Source organism: Bradyrhizobium sp., assembly GCF_016219575.1.
Classification (GTDB): Bacteria; Pseudomonadota; Alphaproteobacteria; order Rhizobiales; family Xanthobacteraceae; genus Bradyrhizobium.
The window spans coordinates 157,544-173,001 of sequence record NZ_JACRMG010000027.1 but is presented as its reverse complement, the minus strand read 5'-3'; the positions used below and the strand labels follow the sequence as shown (position 1 = coordinate 173,001).

15 protein-coding genes are annotated in these 15,458 nt (G+C 63.4%); 11 read left to right on the top strand and 4 right to left on the bottom strand.

From position 1 onward, the window contains the following. Positions 1 to 81 precede the first annotated feature (81 nt). Positions 82 to 492: a F0F1 ATP synthase subunit epsilon gene (locus HZB49_RS21365; protein ID WP_291614981.1), complete on the bottom strand. Its 411-nt coding sequence runs from the start codon at positions 490 to 492 to the stop codon at positions 82 to 84. A 143-nt stretch (positions 493 to 635) separates the two neighbouring features. Between HZB49_RS21365 and HZB49_RS21360 the strand changes: the two genes are divergently transcribed. The 3 genes from HZB49_RS21360 to HZB49_RS21350 all read left to right on the top strand — a co-directional run bounded on the left by HZB49_RS21360 (position 636) and on the right by HZB49_RS21350 (position 3,429). Then, the gene (locus HZB49_RS21360) at positions 636 to 1,787 is read left to right on the top strand and encodes a cyclic nucleotide-gated ion channel (RefSeq protein ID WP_291614979.1); all 1,152 of its coding nucleotides are present in this window, start codon (positions 636 to 638) and stop codon (positions 1,785 to 1,787) included. Between the two features lie 115 nt (positions 1,788 to 1,902). After that, the gene (locus HZB49_RS21355; RefSeq protein ID WP_291614977.1) at positions 1,903 to 2,280 is read left to right on the top strand and encodes a metalloregulator ArsR/SmtB family transcription factor; all 378 of its coding nucleotides are present in this window, start codon (positions 1,903 to 1,905) and stop codon (positions 2,278 to 2,280) included. Positions 2,281 to 2,331: 51 nt separating this feature from the next. Next, on the top strand, positions 2,332 to 3,429 hold the full coding sequence (locus HZB49_RS21350; RefSeq protein WP_291614975.1) for a YeeE/YedE family protein: 1,098 nt from the start codon (positions 2,332 to 2,334) through the stop codon (positions 3,427 to 3,429). Positions 3,430 to 3,459: 30 nt separating this feature from the next. Here the strand turns inward: HZB49_RS21350 and soxX are convergent, their stop codons facing one another. Further along, complete coding sequence (soxX, locus tag HZB49_RS21345) at positions 3,460 to 4,089, bottom strand: sulfur oxidation c-type cytochrome SoxX (protein ID WP_291614973.1); 630 nt, start codon at positions 4,087 to 4,089, stop codon at positions 3,460 to 3,462. A 10-nt stretch (positions 4,090 to 4,099) separates the two neighbouring features. Beyond that, positions 4,100 to 4,891, bottom strand: a complete 792-nt coding sequence (gene soxA, locus HZB49_RS21340) for a sulfur oxidation c-type cytochrome SoxA (protein WP_291615070.1) — start codon at positions 4,889 to 4,891, stop codon at positions 4,100 to 4,102. A 223-nt stretch (positions 4,892 to 5,114) separates the two neighbouring features. Here soxA and soxY point away from each other — a divergent pair, with 223 nt between their 5' ends. The 8 genes from soxY to HZB49_RS21300 all read left to right on the top strand — a co-directional run bounded on the left by soxY (position 5,115) and on the right by HZB49_RS21300 (position 12,606). Then, entirely contained in the window at positions 5,115 to 5,579 is a 465-nt protein-coding gene (gene soxY, locus HZB49_RS21335) for a thiosulfate oxidation carrier protein SoxY (protein WP_291615068.1), read from the top strand. Positions 5,580 to 5,617: 38 nt separating this feature from the next. Continuing rightward, entirely contained in the window at positions 5,618 to 5,941 is a 324-nt protein-coding gene (soxZ, locus tag HZB49_RS21330) for a thiosulfate oxidation carrier complex protein SoxZ (RefSeq protein ID WP_291614970.1), read from the top strand. An 81-nt stretch (positions 5,942 to 6,022) separates the two neighbouring features. Then, the gene (soxB, locus tag HZB49_RS21325; RefSeq protein ID WP_291614968.1) at positions 6,023 to 7,720 is read left to right on the top strand and encodes a thiosulfohydrolase SoxB; all 1,698 of its coding nucleotides are present in this window, start codon (positions 6,023 to 6,025) and stop codon (positions 7,718 to 7,720) included. A 30-nt stretch (positions 7,721 to 7,750) separates the two neighbouring features. Beyond that, on the top strand, positions 7,751 to 9,034 hold the full coding sequence (gene soxC / locus HZB49_RS21320) for a sulfite dehydrogenase (RefSeq protein WP_291614966.1): 1,284 nt from the start codon (positions 7,751 to 7,753) through the stop codon (positions 9,032 to 9,034). Then, on the top strand, positions 9,018 to 9,674 hold the full coding sequence (locus HZB49_RS21315; RefSeq protein WP_291614964.1) for a cytochrome c: 657 nt from the start codon (positions 9,018 to 9,020) through the stop codon (positions 9,672 to 9,674). The genes soxC and HZB49_RS21315 overlap by 17 nt, the downstream gene beginning before the upstream one ends. A 41-nt stretch (positions 9,675 to 9,715) precedes the next feature. Further along, positions 9,716 to 10,036: a c-type cytochrome gene (locus HZB49_RS21310; RefSeq protein WP_291614962.1), complete on the top strand. Its 321-nt coding sequence runs from the start codon at positions 9,716 to 9,718 to the stop codon at positions 10,034 to 10,036. 105 nt (positions 10,037 to 10,141) lie between these two features. Continuing rightward, positions 10,142 to 11,419 carry an NAD(P)/FAD-dependent oxidoreductase gene (locus tag HZB49_RS21305; protein WP_291614960.1) on the top strand — a complete coding sequence of 426 codons (1,278 nt, stop codon included), beginning with the start codon at positions 10,142 to 10,144 and terminating at the stop codon, positions 11,417 to 11,419. A gap of 98 nt (positions 11,420 to 11,517) precedes the next feature. After that, positions 11,518 to 12,606 (top strand): YeeE/YedE family protein, encoded by a 1,089-nt coding sequence (locus HZB49_RS21300; protein ID WP_291614958.1) that lies wholly within the window; start codon positions 11,518 to 11,520, stop codon positions 12,604 to 12,606. A 152-nt stretch (positions 12,607 to 12,758) separates the two neighbouring features. Here HZB49_RS21300 and HZB49_RS21295 read toward each other — a convergent pair whose 3' ends face one another. Beyond that, positions 12,759 to 15,428 (bottom strand): EAL domain-containing protein, encoded by a 2,670-nt coding sequence (locus HZB49_RS21295; protein ID WP_291615066.1) that lies wholly within the window; start codon positions 15,426 to 15,428, stop codon positions 12,759 to 12,761. Positions 15,429 to 15,458 lie beyond the last annotated feature (30 nt).

Here is a 15,458-nt window from a genome sequence, read left to right as displayed (position 1 = left end):
AAGTGGATTACCGGTTCGCGTGAAGAAAACGCGTCAAATCAAGAATCTAGAGCTTCGGTTCTGATTCAATCAGAACCGACTCTAGAAGGCCGTGGCTGCGGCCAGGCTGGCCTGGATCGATTTGTAGTGATCGAGCCTGGCGACGGCGCGATCGAGTTCGTCGCTGACCGGCATCCCGGCGAGGCCCTCTTCCATCTCGGCGATCCGGGCCTCCAGTTCGGCGACGTCGAGCTCGGCAATGTGCGCGGCGAATTCGGCGAGAATGGTCAGCCTTTCGTTGGAGAATTCCGCGATGCCGCCGAGCACCACGAATGTCTCGCGCTCGGCGCCCGCGCTCGCGGTGATGAGCCCCGGGCGCAGCAGCGCCACGATCGGCGCATGGCCTGCGAGCACGCCCAGGTCGCCTTCGGCCCCGGGCAGGTCGACCTGATCGACCTGCTCCTCGAACAGCAGCTTTTCGGGAGAGGTCAGGCTCAGCTGGAACGTGGCCATTGAGGATTTTCCGATCGTTGCGATACAGCTAGTAGGTTGGCTGTATCGGGGACTCATTGATGCGGGTCAAGGCCCGGATCGCCGCACTGCGCAATCGTGCAGCGCACGACACGTCAACGCCTGCGTGATTCAAGCGGATTCGAATGATTAACGGTCTCTGGTCGATGGTCGCGCCGGCGCTGTCCAATGGTCTCACGACCATCGGCCTGCTTGCGATGATCGTGGACACGTCGCCTGCCATCGGCGATCAGGCGCACCGGTTGCTCGGCGGGATCGTGATCGCGGTCTGGGCGGCGATCACCCTCAGAGTCGTCCTGAATCTCTGGCGCCTGCACGGGCTGGAATTGCGTTTGGCCAATCTCGCTTCCGCCGAGGGACTGATCGATCTCGCCTCGGTGCTTTCCCTGCCGTTCGGATGGCTCGTCACCTCGCATCCGGAAGATGCCCTGCTGTTCGCGCTGGTCTGGTCGCTGCGCTACATCCGCCACACCGCCGGGCTCGCGCTGTTCTGGCGCGTGATGCAGCGCAGCCGAACGGCGCTGCTCAGCATGGTCAGCCTGTTCATCGCGATATTCTTCGCGGCGTCGACGCTGGCCTTCGTATTCGAACGGCAAAGCCAGCCGGAAGCCTTTGGCAGCATACCGCGCGCGATGTGGTGGGCGATCGTGACCATCACCACCACCGGCTATGGCGACGTTGTGCCGGTCTCCCTGTGGGGCCGGCTGCTCGGCGGCTGGGTCATGGTCGGCGGCGTCGTCATGTTCGCGCTGTGGGCCGGCATCGTCGCAACCGCCTTTGCCGAAGAACTGCATCGCCGGCATTTTCTCCACACCTGGGATCTGGTTGCGAACGTCCCGTTCTTCCAGAAGCTCGGCGCGGCGACCGTTGCCGATATCGTGAGGTTGCTGGAATCGCGCGACGTCGGTCAGGGCACCGTCATCATCCGCAAGGGCGATCCCGGCGACACCATGTACTTCCTCGTTTCGGGCGAAGCGACCGTGCAGCTGGCCGAGCCGGTCGTGCTGCGGCCCGGCAGTTTCTTCGGCGAGATGGCGCTCTTGTTCGACGCGCCGCGCTCGGCCACGGTCGTTGCCACCGAGCCGAGCGTCCTGCTCGTTCTCGACGTCGCCGATCTTCGCGAACTGGCCGGCCGGCGGCCGGAACTCGTCGACCTGATCGAGGCGGAGGCGCGGCGGCGCAGCGAGGCGAACGCGCGAGCGGCCGAACCCTCGGCGGCCCTTCCGGATGCCGCGCACGCCGCGGCTCCACCGTCGAAAACCGCCAGCCTCTCTTGAGCCCTGGATTCCCGCAGGGAGCCATGCCGTACAGGCCTCTTTCGCATATATGCGAATTCGTGTATATATTTGCGGCGACGCAATCCTGTCGGCGCGGAGCCGGCGAAGGGACCTTATGACCTCCATTCTTTCATCTGACATCGAGACCGAGCTTCGGGAAGGCGCCGAATATTCGCCCGAACTCGACCTCTTGATGCGAAAAGCGCGGAAGGCGAGCAATTTCCTCAAGGCGCTGTCGCACGAAAGCCGGCTGCTGCTGCTTTGCCTGCTCGCCGAGCGCGAGCGGTCCGTCACGGAGCTCGAGAACATCCTGTCGCTTCGGCAATCGGCGGTGTCGCAGCAGCTCGCGAGGCTTCGCTATGACGGCATGGTCGATACAAGACGCGACGGCAAGACGATCTATTACAGCCTCGCCAACGACGATGTTCGCCGGCTCATCGCCGTGATCTACGATATCTTCTGCGCGATCGATCCCGATCCGCAGAAGAAGTAGCGCGGCCACCGTGCGGCGCGCCGCTGCCTCTGCGCCGCGATGGAGGGATCCGTGCAGCTGACGTCGGCCTGGGTGCAGGCATTGAGCGGACTTGCGGTGGGCACGGTGCTCGGCTTCGCCATTCAGCGGTCGAGACTGTGCAGCTTCGGTGCGATCGAGGATTTTCTCATGGGCGGCGATAGCCGCCGCCTGCGCGTGTTCGCGCTGGCGCTCGGCATTGCGCTCCTGGGCACGCAGGCCCTCGTGCTCGCCGGAATGGTCAGCCCGGCCGAGACGACCTACGCACCCGCCGCGCTGCCGCTGCTCTCGATCGTGATCGGCAGCGTCGCGTTCGGTGTCGGCATGGCGCTGGTCGGCACCTGCGGCATGGGCTCGCTGGTGCGGCTTGGAACGGGCGACCTGCGCGGTCTGGTCGTGATCGTCATCCTGGGTGCGGCGGCCTACGCCATGCTGCGCGGGATCTTCGCCGATTTTCGCATCATTTTTCTCGAGCGGGTTTCGGTGAGCCTTCCCGAAGCCGGCACCGACATCGCCGCGCTGGTTTCGCGCGCGGCAGGCATCGAGCTGAGACCATTGATCGCCGCGGTATTCGGCATCGCGCTGTGTCTGCTTGCGGTGCGCGATGCGAGGCTGCGGCGGACGCCGCGGCTTCTCGCGGCTGGCGTGGTGCTCGGGCTGCTGGTGACGGCCGGGTGGTTTCTCACCTCGTTCCTGCATGACGAGTTCTCGGGCCCAGCCCGTCCGCAAAGCCTCACCTTCGTATCGACGGTCGGCAAGGCGGTGTTCGCCGGGTTGCTGAACGCGCAGGCCTTCGCCGATTTCGGCGTCGGCAGCGTGATCGGGACCGTGCTTGGTGCATACCTCGCGGCGCTCTTCGCCCGTGAGTTCCGCTGGGAGGCGTTCGACGACGACCGCGAAATGCGGCGTCATCTGGTTGGTGCCGGGTTGATGGGCGTGGGCGGTATCCTCGCCGGCGGTTGCACGATCGGGCAGGGCATCACCGCGGGGTCGATGCTCGCCCTGTCATGGCCGCTTTCCGTCATCGGCATCATCGCGGGCGCGCGGCTCGGCATCGCGTTCCTGATGGACGAAACGCCGGGCACGCTGATCTCGCGCAATGTCAGCCGGCTGTTCAGCCGCGAGTCGTGATCGCAGGCAGGGGGATCGCGCTCCCCTGCCTTATTTGTTGATGGACGATTCCGGATCGAACAGGAAAGCGATGATGTCCCTGATCTGCGCTTCCGTGAGCACCTTGTTGGCCCCGAACCGCGGCATGTTCGAGCAGGCCACCTGCGACTGCGAGTCGTAGACCCTGGCCCAGGTGCGCTTGATCTCCTCGGGATCAAACTTCCTGTCCTTGCCATAGTTCGTCAGGCTGGGCCCCAGCGTCCCGTAGCTCAGCTCGCTCGCCTCCATCTGGTGACAGGCATAGCAGTTGCCGCCACTGGCTATTGTCGGCGGATCGGAGAACTGGTTGCCGCGCCCGTCATTGGCGATCTTCCTGCCTTGCTTCCAGTCGCCGAGCAGCTTGCCGTCCGCCGGATACACCACGCGCGCCATTTCCCGTGCCGTGATCTTTTCGGCTTCGGCCGAGGGGACGTCGTTGCGGAACTTGTTGCAGGCCTGCAGCGTCTCGTCGGGCTGGATACGGGCCTGCCATTCGGCCGGCGCCTTGCCGAAGGTGGAGGCGAGAAATTTGTCGACAAGGGCGGGATCGACCGGCTTTGCCGCGGTCTGCGCGGCGGCGCCGGCAACGGCCGGGACGGAGAGGGCAATACCGAGGAGTGCGGGAGCAATGATGCGCTTCATCGTCATGTCCTCATCGCTTGATCGAGGGAACGTTGATTTCGCCGCCCGCGGCCTGCTTCTGCAGGAACACCGTCAGCGCGGTGATGCCGTCGGAGCCGTATTCCGGGATCGGCCATCGTTGTTGCCGGTAACAATCCCACAGGCGATGCTGCATCGTGCGCAGCGCGCCCTGCGACACGCGATAGGTCGGCCAGCTTGCCATGGTCTCGCGCGGAGCCTGTCCGGGCTTGGCGAAGTTCGGCAGCCCCTGCAGGCGGATGCGCTTGCCGTCTTCGGCATGGCAGGTCGCACAGGAAAAATCGTTCACCCCGCCGCGGCGGTAGAACATTTCCTCGCCGACGGCCGCGGCTTCCTGCTCTTTCGGATGGCTCAGCGGAATGTCGATCTTCATGCCGTTGGATTTGTTGGCGATGAAAGCGACCAGGTCCTCCATGTCGGATTGTCTTCCCGGTCCGGAGAAGCGGCGGGCGACGACGTCCTTGGTGTCGAGTTCCTGCAGGTTCTGCATGCACCACAACAGCCGCTGCTCGAGATCCATTACGCGGTCGGCATCCTTGAAGTAACGCGGTAATTTCGCAAACGCGCCGTCGAGCTTGCCCGCACCGAGGCCGAGATCGCAGCCTTCGAGCGAGACGCCCTTGGCTCCGCGCTTCTCCCGCCACAGCGCCTCGCCGCGATCGACGGCGAGATAGCCGGGATTCGACATCGGGTCGGAGATCATTGCCCGGTATTTCTCGATCTCCTTCTCCGCCGCATCCTGGGCTCGGCCGGCTGTTGTCCACAGGGCGGCAAGCACTGTCATGCAGGCCGCAAGCCCGATTCCGGGGCGATTCATCGCTTTCCTCCACCTTTCGGGTCGTCTTGCGCGACCTTATTTCGATAGCTGTTCGACTTAAGCAGGCTTTACATTCATAAAAAAGAATATAATGATATGTTGGAATAATGAGCAGTCGCGGCCGTGGCCGTCAAGATAAATGATTCCGGCGGGACAAGCCGCAGGCTTCAGGAAACCTAAGGAGATGGCGATGCACGTCGTGTCATCGGAATATTCGCGGCGCGATGCGCTGAGGCTTGCGGGATTCGCAAGTCTCGCTGTGATCGTGGCGGCCGGCCGTGCGGATGCAACGCCGGACGAGGTGGCTTCCGCCATCGCCAAGCTGTACGGCGAGAAGAAGTTCGGCAGCGGCAAGATCAAGCTCGACGTTCCCGAAATCGCCGAGAACGGGCTCGTCGTTCCCATCAATGTCGAGGTCGAGAGCCCGATGACGGACGCCGACTACGTCAAGGCCGTCCACGTCTTTGCCGAAGGCAATCCGCTTCCCAACGTCGTCAGCTACAAGTTCACGCCCGCTTGCGGCAAGGCGTTCGCCGCCACGCGAATGCGGCTCGCGCAGACCCAGGACATCATCTGCATCGCGGAGATGTCCAATGGCTCCCTCTACATGACGAAGTCCCAGGTCAAGGTGACGATCGGCGGCTGCGGCGGCTGACGGAATCCACATCAACCTGAACCAGGCAAGGAAACGAGATGGCAAGTCAACCGCGTGTTCGCATCCCGGCTCAGGCGAAGCCCGGGGAAATCATCGAAATCAAGACGCTCATTTCCCACGACATGGAGTCGGGGCAGCGCAAGGATGCCTCGGGGAAAACGATTCCGCGAAAGATCATCAACACCTTCACCGCGAAGTTCAACGACAAGGTGATCTTCGAGGCGACCTGGCATCCCGCCATCTCCGCCAATCCCTATCAGTCGTTCTTCTACAAGGCGACCGAGTCCGGCGAGTTCACGCTCGTCTGGAAAGACGACGACGGTTCGGAATACGTCGCGAAAAACAAGATGACGGTCGGCTAGTCTTTCGACCGTAGCCAAGGCCGGACAACCGGCAGTTTTGACAGACAAGCGCGCTCCCCGGAGCGCATCGGGATGGAAAGCATGATCTCCAGAAGGGATTTCCTGCAAGCGACGGCGGCTGCCTCCGCGATCGTTGCGGCTTCGGGGCTCGGGCCGCTGGGGCGGGTCGCTGCGCAGCAGAAGCTGACCCAGGCCGATATCCTCAAATTCGATCCGCTCGGGACCGTCACGCTTCTGCACGTGACGGATATTCACGCCCAGCTCGTTCCGCTCTATTTCCGCGAACCCTCGATCAATCTCGGGGTCGGCGATGTCAAGGCGCAGCCGCCGCATCTGACGGATCAGGCGTTCCGGAGCTATTACAGGATTGCGAATGGTTCGGCAGACGCTCACGCGCTGACGGCCGACGACTTCACGTCGCTGGCCAGGACCTATGGCCGCATGGGCGGGCTTGACCGCGTCGCGACGCTGGTTGCGGCAGTCCGCGCGGAGCGCGGCGCCGACAAGGTGCTGCTGCTCGACGGTGGCGACACCTGGCAGGGCTCATGGAGCGCGTTGCAGACCAAGGGCCAGGACATGGTCGACGTCATGTCCGCGCTCAAGACCGACGCGATGACGGCGCATTGGGAATTCACCCTTGGCGCGGAACGGGTCAAGGAAATCGCCGACAAGGCGCCGTTCGCATTTCTGGCCCAGAACGTTCGTGACAGCGAGTGGCAGGAACCCGTTTTCGAGGCACGCAAGATGTTCGAGCGTGGCGGTGCGAAGATCGCCGTGATCGGTCAGGCGCTGCCGCGAACCGCCGTCGCCAATCCGCGATGGATGTTCCCGAAATGGGAGTTCGGCATCCGTGAAGACGAAATGCAGAAGCAGGTCGATCAATCCCGTGCGGAAGGGGCGGATGTGGTCGTGCTGCTGTCGCACAATGGATTCGATGTCGACCGCAAGCTTGCGACCCGAGTGAAGGGCATCGACGTCATCCTGACGTCTCACACCCACGATGCGCTGCCCGAGCTCGTGAAGGTCGGCAATACCGTTCTCGCGGCTTCCGGATCGCACGGCAAGTTCGTTTCCCGGCTCGATCTCGCCGTGAAGGACAAGCGCGTGACGGATATCCGCTTCAAGCTGATGCCGGTGTTTTCGGACGCCATCGCGCCCGATCCCGCCATGAAGGCGCTGGTGGAGAAGATCCGGGCGCCCTACGCCGCCGAACTCGCCACCGTGATCGGGCGAACCGATTCTCTGCTGTTCCGGCGCGGCAATTTCAACGGAACGTTCGACGACCTGATTTGCGACGCCATGCTGACGCAGCGCGATGCCGAGATTTCGCTGTCTCCGGGATTCCGCTGGGGCGGCACGCTGCTGCCCGGCGATGCCATCACCTGGGAGGCCATCACCAATGCGACGGCGATGACCTATCCCGCGTGCTATCGCCAGCAAATGACCGGCGAGCAGCTCAAGCTCATCCTTGAAGACGTCGCCGACAACATCTTCCATCCCGATCCCTATTTCCAGGGCGGCGGCGACATGGTCCGCGTCGGCGGCATGGGCTACGCCATCGACGTTTCAAAGCCCGCCGGCGATCGAATCTCCAATCTCACCCACCTGAAGACGGGCCAGCCGATCGACGCGAAGAAATCGTACGTCGTCGCCGGCTGGGCCAGCATCAACGAAGGCACGCAGGGGCCGCCGATCTGGGATGTCTTGCGCAGCCATGTCAGCGCGCAAAAGACGATCCAGCTCAAGGAGAATGCGGCCGTGCGGGTATCGGGAACGTGACGATCGAGCGACCAGAGAAAGAAGAAGCACATGGGCGATGAAGGAAACCTTCGTTCGGTGAACCGGCGTCAACTGATCAGGTCTGCGGGGCTTGCGGCCGGCGGCCTGGCGCTCGGCGCATCTGCCGTTCGCGCGGCGCCGCCGCAGAAGCCCGATCCGCTGATCACCGAGATCCAGGATGCCGCGCGTTATCTGGGCGACGGTGTGGTCGCCAAGCCCTACGGCCAGCCGTCAAAATTCGAGAAGCACGTGATCCGGCGCGATGTGGAGTGGCTGACGGCCTCCAGGGAGTCGTCGGTCAGTTTCACGCCGCTGCACGAGCTCGATGGAACGATCACCCCGAGCGGGTTGTGCTTCGAGCGCCACCATTCCGGCGTCGCCGAGATCGATCCCGGCAAGCACCGTCTCATGATCAACGGGCTCGTCGACAAGCCGATGGTCTTCACGCTCGCGGATCTCAAGCGCTTTCCGGGCCGGGTCAGTCGCACCTATTTCCTCGAATGTGCGGCGAATTCCGGGATGGAATGGCGCGGCGCGCAGTTGAACGGCGCCCAGTTCACCCACGGCATGGTCCACAATGTCGTCTATACCGGCATCCCGCTGAAGGCGGTCCTCGAGGAAGCCGGCCTGAAGAACAACGGCAAGTGGCTGCTCGTCGAGGGCGCGGACGCCGCCGCAATGACACGGTCGATTCCGATCGAAAAGGCGCTCAACGACTGCCTGCTCGTCTGGGCAATGAACGGCGAGGCCTTGCGGCCGGAACAGGGCTATCCGCTGCGCATCGTCGTTCCCGGCTGGGAAGGCAACATGTGGGTGAAGTGGCTGCGCCGCATCGAGGTCGGCGATCAGCCCTGGCACCACCGTGAGGAAACTTCCAAGTACACGGACCTGCTGGCGGACGGGCGGTCGCGCCGCTTCACCTTCATCATGGACGCCAAGTCCGTGGTCACCAATCCCAGTCCGCAGGCGCCGCTGCGGTTCAAGGGGCCGAACACCCTTTCCGGACTGGCGTGGAGCGGACGAGGCACGATCAGGCGCGTCGATGTGTCGCTGGACGGCGGTCGCAATTGGCGATCTGCGCGGATCGACGGCACGCCGACGCCGCTGTCGTTGACGCGCTTCTATGTGGATTTCGACTGGGGCGGCCAGGAGCTTCTCGTGCAGTCGCGCGCAGTCGACGACACCGGCTACGTGCAGCCGACGAAATCCGAGCTGAGACAAGTTCGCGGAACCAACTCGATCTATCACAACAACGGCATCCAGACCTGGCTGGTCAAGGCAAATGGCGAAACCGAGAATGTCGAAGTATCCTAGGATTGCTGCGGCGCTTGCCGGATTGTGCCTCGTCATAGCTCCGGCGATGGCGGGAAAGCTCAATCTCGGCCGTGAAGCGCATCCCGACGAAGTCGCGGCCTGGGACCGGGATGTCCGTCCCGACGGCCAGGGGCTTCCTGCCGGCAAGGGTAGCGCCAAGGAGGGCGAGAAGCTCTATCTCGAACGCTGCGCGTCCTGTCACGGAGAATTCGGCGAGGGTGCCGGCCGCTGGCCGGTTCTGGCAGGCGGCGCCGGAACCCTCAAGAAGGAGAGTCCGGAGAAGACCGTCGGCTCGTTCTGGCCCTATGCATCGACGGCGTTCGACTACATCCAGCGCGCGATGCCGTATGGCAACGCCCGCTCGCTCGAACCGAACGAGGTATATGCTATCGTCGCCTACCTGATGTTCATGAACGACGTCGTCAAGGAGGATTTTACGCTGTCGAAGGAGAACTTTGCCGGTGTAAAGTTGCCGAACGCAGGCGGGTTCTATGACGATGACCGCGAGAAGGTCGAAAAGCAGTTCTGGAATCCGAAGCCCTGCATGACGAACTGCAAGGCGGAGGCGAAGATCACGGGGCGCGCATCGGTTCTCGATGTCACGCCGGAGGACGGGAAGAAGGGCCCGAAGGTCGACTGATGCTTGCTGACGGATATCGAAGGCTTGCCAGGGCCGGGTCGTTGGCGGCGACGCTCCTGACGGCGCCCGGATTCGCGCAAGCCGCAGTATCCGCCGAGGTGAAGGGCGACAGGGAGCTTGGCGAATATCTTTCGGCCCAGTGTACGACCTGTCATCAGATTTCCGGCCGCAGTATCGGCGGCGTGCCCTCCATCGTAGCCTGGCCCGAGGACCAGTTCATTGCCGTGATCACCTCCTACAAGGAAGGGCAACGCGACAACGAGACGATGCGAACGATCTCGCACAGCCTTTCGCTGGAAGAGATCGCTGCGCTTGCCGCCTATTTCGGCAGTCTGAAACTCACCGGACAGGCGCAGAAATGACCGCCGGAACCGCGCCGCCGAGCCACGAATACGGTGCCTGCGGGCGCCGGGCCCGGTGCCACGATCGCGAACTGCAACAATATCGAACTTAGCGGGGAGAGAACCATGTCTGGAATGACTCGAAGGAGCTTGCTCGGTGCCGGTGCAGCCGTCGTCGCATCCGCCGTGACGGCGCCGGCCGTCATCGGCCAGGCGCGGCCGCGGGTGGTCGTCGTCGGAGGCGGGCCGGGCGGCGCGACAGTTGCCAAATATGTCGCCCGCGACAGCGCCGGTGCCATCAACGTCTCGCTGGTCGAGCCTTCTGCCAAATTCGTGACCTGTTTCCACTCGAACCTCTATCTCGGCGGATACAAGACATTCGAGCAGATTACCCATAGCTACGAAGCCCTGACCAAGAACTACGGCGTCAACCACGTCCGGCAGACGGCTGCCTTCATCGACCGCGACGAAAAGCGCGTCCGGACCACCGACAACACCATCCTGTCCTACGACAAGCTCGTGGTCGCTCCGGGCATCGACCTGAAATACGATTCCGTCCCCGGCTGGGGCCAGGAGCATGAGCAGGTGATGCCGCATGCGTGGAAGGCCGGTCCGCAGACGCAGCTGCTGAAGAAGCGCCTCGACGAGGTCAAGAATGGTGGCGTCATCGTCATGATCGCGCCGCCCAATCCCTATCGCTGCCCGCCGGGACCCTACGAGCGCGTATCGATGATGGCGCATGTGCTCAAGGCCAGCGGACGCACGAATTGCAGGATCGTCATTATCGATCCCAAGGAAACCTACTCCAAGCAAGGCCTCTTCCAGGACGGCTGGGAGACCTTCTACAAGGGCATGGTCGAGTGGCTGGGCCCCAAGGTCCACGACGGATTGAAGTCCGTCGATCCGAAGACCGGCACCGTGGTGACTGGCTTCGAGACCTACAAGGACTGCGCGCTGGTCAACGTCATCCCCGCGCAGATGGCCGGCAAGATCGCGCGTGATGCCGGTTTGGCCGATGCTTCGGGATTCTGCCCGATCGATCCGGCCACGATGAAATCCGCCAAGGACCCGAACCTCTTCATCGTCGGCGATGCCTGTATCCCGGGCGACATGCCGAAGTCGGCATTCTCCGCCAACAGCCAGGCCAAGGTTGCCGCGATGATCATCCGCAACGAGCTGACGGGAAGTCGTACGTTCCCGCCGCGCTACAACAACACCTGCTGGAGCCTGATCGAGACGGATAACGCGGTGAAGGTCGGCGGCCGCTACGAGCCGAAGGACGGCAAGATCAGTGCGGCGGAAACCTTCGTCTCGAAGACCGGCGAGACGGCGGAACTGCGCAAGCAGACCCAGGAAGAGAACATCGGCTGGTATTCGGGAATCACGACTGACATTTTCGGATAGCCGGTTCGCGGCGAAGAAAGGCTTCGTCCTTGATCTGGCTCATCTGGTGAGGCCGCCGGACCGGTAGACTGGCGGGTGGTCTCAGGGAGCCGGTGGCCGTGCTGACGTCTGTTGTCGACCTCGTGGGTGAAGACCTGCTGTCGTGGCTGGGCGGGCTCGCGGTCGGCGGCCTGTTCGGGTTCTTCGCGCAGCGCAGCCGCTTCTGCCTGCGGGCTGCCGCGATCGAATTTTCCCGGGGCGAATCCGGACAGCGCCTGGCGGTGTGGCTGTTGACCTTTGCCGCCGCCCTGATGGGAACCCAGCTGTTCGTCGCCCTCGGCTGGCTTGATGTTTCCAATGCACGTCAGCTCGCACAGCAGGGCAGCATTTCCGGCGCCCTGATCGGCGGCGTGATGTTCGGTTGCGGCATGGTGCTGGCGCGCGGCTGCGCCAGCCGGCTGCTGGTGCTTTCGGCCAACGGCAATCTGAGGGCCCTGTTGTCGGGACTCGTATTCGCTGTCACCGCCCAGGCCGCCTGGCGCGGCCTGCTGTCGCCCGCGCGGGATTGGCTGACCAGGCTGTGGCTGGTCGATGGCGGGCCCTCGCGCGACATCATGAGCCTCTTTGGCGGCGCGACGCCGGAGAAGCTCGCCTTCAGCGCGATCTGGCTGCTGGCCGGGTTTGCCTTTGCCTTTCACAGCCGCCTCCCGCCGCGGCTGTTGTGGTCTGCGCTTTTCACCGGCGTGGCTGTCGTCGCCGGATGGGTCTTCACCTATCAACTCGCCGAGGCATCGTTTTCGCCGGTCGCGCTCAAGAGCCTCACCTTCAGCGGCCCCTCCGCCGACGTGCTGATGCTGGTGTTGAACAGCCCTTATGTCCGGCTCGACTTCGACCTGGGGGTTGTGCCCGGCGTATTCCTCGGCTCCCTCGTCGCCGCAGCCTGGGCGCGCGAGCTGCGCCTGGAGGGATTTTCCGATGGGCTCGGCATGCGCCGTTATCTCATCGGCGCCGTGCTGATGGGGTTCGGCGCCATGCTGGCGGGCGGATGCGCCGTCGGCGCAGGTATCACGGGCGCCTCGGTGTTTGCGCTCACGGCCTGGATTGTGCTGATCGGCATGTGGCTCGGGGCCGGCCTGACGGATCTGATCGTCGATCGCGGCTTTCCGCAGAAGGCAGGGCTGACCGCCGGCCATCGCGGCCAGACCTGATCGCCGGCAATTCCATTTCGATCTGGTGCTGCAGGCGACCGGGCAATTCGACACGGCGCTGATGGCGCGCGACCTTTCGAAAGCGCAGGACGTGATCGAATTCCGTCTCGCGCCGTCGCGGGCGTGAGGTTCGACCTGTCGTCCTACTCCTCTCAGGCGGTCGCGCGTTCAGCGCGCTGCGAGCCCAGGAGCTTACGGATATCCGCGGCCGGCCTTGCCGGGCTGAATAGATAGCCCTGCATTTCGACGCAGCCGAGCTTGCGCAACTGGTCGCGCTGCTCCTCTGTTTCGACCCCCTCCACCGTCGTCGTGATGCCGCGGACGCCGGCGATACTGACCACGGCTTGCACAATGGAAGCCGAGTTCTTCGAATTGGCGATGTCCTTGACGAAGGATCGGTCGATCTTGATCTTGTCGAAGGGAAAACGCTGCAGGTAGCTCAGCGAGGAATAGCCCGTCCCGAAATCGTCCAGCGCGATGCGCACCCCGAGAGATCGCAGCTGCTCCAGGATGGCAAGCGCAGCCTCGTCATCGCGAATGAGAACCGCTTCGGTAATTTCCAGCTCGAGCCTGGTCGCTGCGAAGCTCGAATTGGCGAGTGCGGCGGCGACCTTGAGCGGCAGCGTCTGCTTCCTGAACTGGACGGGCGACACGTTGACGGCGACCTTGATGCCGTCGGGCCAGGAAGCGGCTTCGTTGCAGGCGGTGGCAAGCACCCATTCGCCGAGTTGATCGATCAGCCCGGTGTCCTCCGCAACCGGAATGAAGTCGACCGGCGATATCATGCCGCGCTCTGGATGCCGCCAGCGCAGCAGCGCCTCGCAGCCGGTTACGTCTCCGCTCTGCAAGCTGACCAGGGGCTGGTAATGAACCTCAAAGCCCCCTTCCGTGAAGGCGCCTTCCGCAACGATCTGGCGCAGTTCCTCTTCCATGACGCGACGTGATTTTGCCCGCTTGTCCATCTCGGGTGCAAAGAAGCGCCAGGTGTGCCGTCCCGCGCTCTTGGCGTCGTACATGGCGAGGTCCGCATTCTTCAGCAACTCGTCGAGGTGGCAACCATCCTTCGGGGCCATGGCGATGCCGATGCTGGCATCGATCGAAATCTGGTGCCCCAGACACGCGTGGGGCTCGCGTATGGCGGCATGGATTTCGGTTACGAGTTCGGTCGCCTCGCCAGTGTCGAGAACGAGGGGCTGGAGAACGGCGAATTCATCGCCGCCCAGCCGGGCCACGAAACTGTCGCTACCCACGCATTCGCGCAGCCGCGTCGCAACGGATTTCAGCAGTTCGTCACCGATGGCATGCCCAAGCGAGTCGTTGATACCCTTGAACTCATCGATGTCGATGAGCAGCACGGCGAAGCGGTTGCCGTGCTCGATCGCGCGCAGCTCCTGTTCGAGGCGTTCGCGGAACAGGACGCGGTTCGGCAGGTCGGTGAGCGAGTCGTAGTGCGCAAGATGCGCAATGCGATCCTCCGCGCGCTGCCGCTCCGTGATGTCCTCGAGCGTGGTGACCCAACCGCCGCCCGCGACCGAACGGTAGGCGGTCTGGATCAGGCGTCCATCCGTCGTTTCGGTCACGATTACGTTGTTCAGCGCTGCGTTGCGCTGCACGAGCGCGCAATGCTCGTCGACGTCCTCCTTGAGGGAGCCGGTTTCCTTTCGATGGGAAATCAGATCGCGAAGGCTGCAGCCCGGCTTCACCACGTCGGGGGAAAGTCCGAACATTTCGATGTAACGCTCGTTGCAGACCACGAGCCGCTGGGACGAATCGAACAGCAGCAGGCCCTGCCGCATGTTGTCAACGGCGGTGTTGAGGCGATGCTTCTCCAGTCGGTGCTGCCGCGACAACTGCCGCACGATCAGGAACAGGGTCGTCGCGATCACCAGCGTCGCCAGGACGGCAGCGCCCACGAGGAGGCGCGTCTGCTGACGCCAATCCGCCAGCGCAGCAGCGACTGTCGTCGTTGCCATCACGAAAATCGGGAAGTTCTGCAGCGCGCGCGCCGATCCGATCCGGTCTTCTCCGTTGATGGGACTCTGAAACAGGCCGGTTGCGTTGCCGTTCTGCGACAGAACGTACTTGAACATTGCGCCGTGTCTGAAGTTGTGGCCGACCATCGAATCAAGGCGCGGATAACGGGCCAGCAGCGTCCCGTCCCGCTGAAACATCGTGATCGCCGTTTCCTTGCCAAGCGCCACCGAGGCGAAAAACTTCTCGTAGTGGGCAGCTTCGACGCCCCTGCCGATAACCCCCATGAACTCGCCATTCCGGTCGGTGAGCTTGCGGGCGATGACGGTCGTCCGGACGCCGCTGATCCGGCTTTGCACCAGTTCGACGACGGCAGACGGGGATTGCGAGCCCGACTTGAACGTCTTGAAAAACTTGCGATCGCCGGCGTTGAGGTCGGGAATTGGCCAGGCGGTTGACGAGTTGATCAGCTTACCATCGGAATCGAACAGGTTGACGCTGCCGACATAGGATAGCGCCCCGATCCGGGTCTTGAGCATGAGGTGGATGTCCGGGCTCGACATTCGGCGAACATAGTGCTCTGCAGAATCAATCCCGGTTGCTTCCATATAGGTGACGACGTCGTCCTGGATGGCTGTCAAATCCCTGAGCTGTTGATCGAAATGCTCGGCCAGCAGCAGCACCGTGCTCTCCAGCTGGCGCCTGCTGCTGTCCAGCGCGCGCTCGCGGAAGTGGCTAACCATTATCGCCGTCGCACCCACTATGGCCAGGATCAACAAAGTCCCGCAGACGGCGAGCCAGCGGATCGGATCTCGCCGCATGCGGAACTGGCTCCGAATGAAGTCCGTCATCGCGCGAACGCGATCAAATCCGATTTCCGG

Coding starts and splice junctions, on each gene's coding strand:
- HZB49_RS21365 (WP_291614981.1), bottom strand. CDS start 492: ATGGCCACGTTCCAGCTGAGCCTGACCTCTCCCGAAAAGCTGCTGTTC.
- HZB49_RS21360 (WP_291614979.1), top strand. CDS start 636: ATGATTAACGGTCTCTGGTCGATGGTCGCGCCGGCGCTGTCCAATGGT.
- HZB49_RS21355 (WP_291614977.1), top strand. CDS start 1,903: ATGACCTCCATTCTTTCATCTGACATCGAGACCGAGCTTCGGGAAGGC.
- soxX (WP_291614973.1), bottom strand. CDS start 4,089: ATGAAGCGCATCATTGCTCCCGCACTCCTCGGTATTGCCCTCTCCGTC.
- soxA (WP_291615070.1), bottom strand. CDS start 4,891: ATGACAGTGCTTGCCGCCCTGTGGACAACAGCCGGCCGAGCCCAGGAT.
- soxY (WP_291615068.1), top strand. CDS start 5,115: ATGCACGTCGTGTCATCGGAATATTCGCGGCGCGATGCGCTGAGGCTT.
- soxZ (WP_291614970.1), top strand. CDS start 5,618: ATGGCAAGTCAACCGCGTGTTCGCATCCCGGCTCAGGCGAAGCCCGGG.
- soxB (WP_291614968.1), top strand. CDS start 6,023: ATGATCTCCAGAAGGGATTTCCTGCAAGCGACGGCGGCTGCCTCCGCG.
- soxC (WP_291614966.1), top strand. CDS start 7,751: ATGGGCGATGAAGGAAACCTTCGTTCGGTGAACCGGCGTCAACTGATC.
- HZB49_RS21315 (WP_291614964.1), top strand. CDS start 9,018: ATGTCGAAGTATCCTAGGATTGCTGCGGCGCTTGCCGGATTGTGCCTC.
- HZB49_RS21305 (WP_291614960.1), top strand. CDS start 10,142: ATGTCTGGAATGACTCGAAGGAGCTTGCTCGGTGCCGGTGCAGCCGTC.
- HZB49_RS21295 (WP_291615066.1), bottom strand. CDS start 15,428: ATGACGGACTTCATTCGGAGCCAGTTCCGCATGCGGCGAGATCCGATC.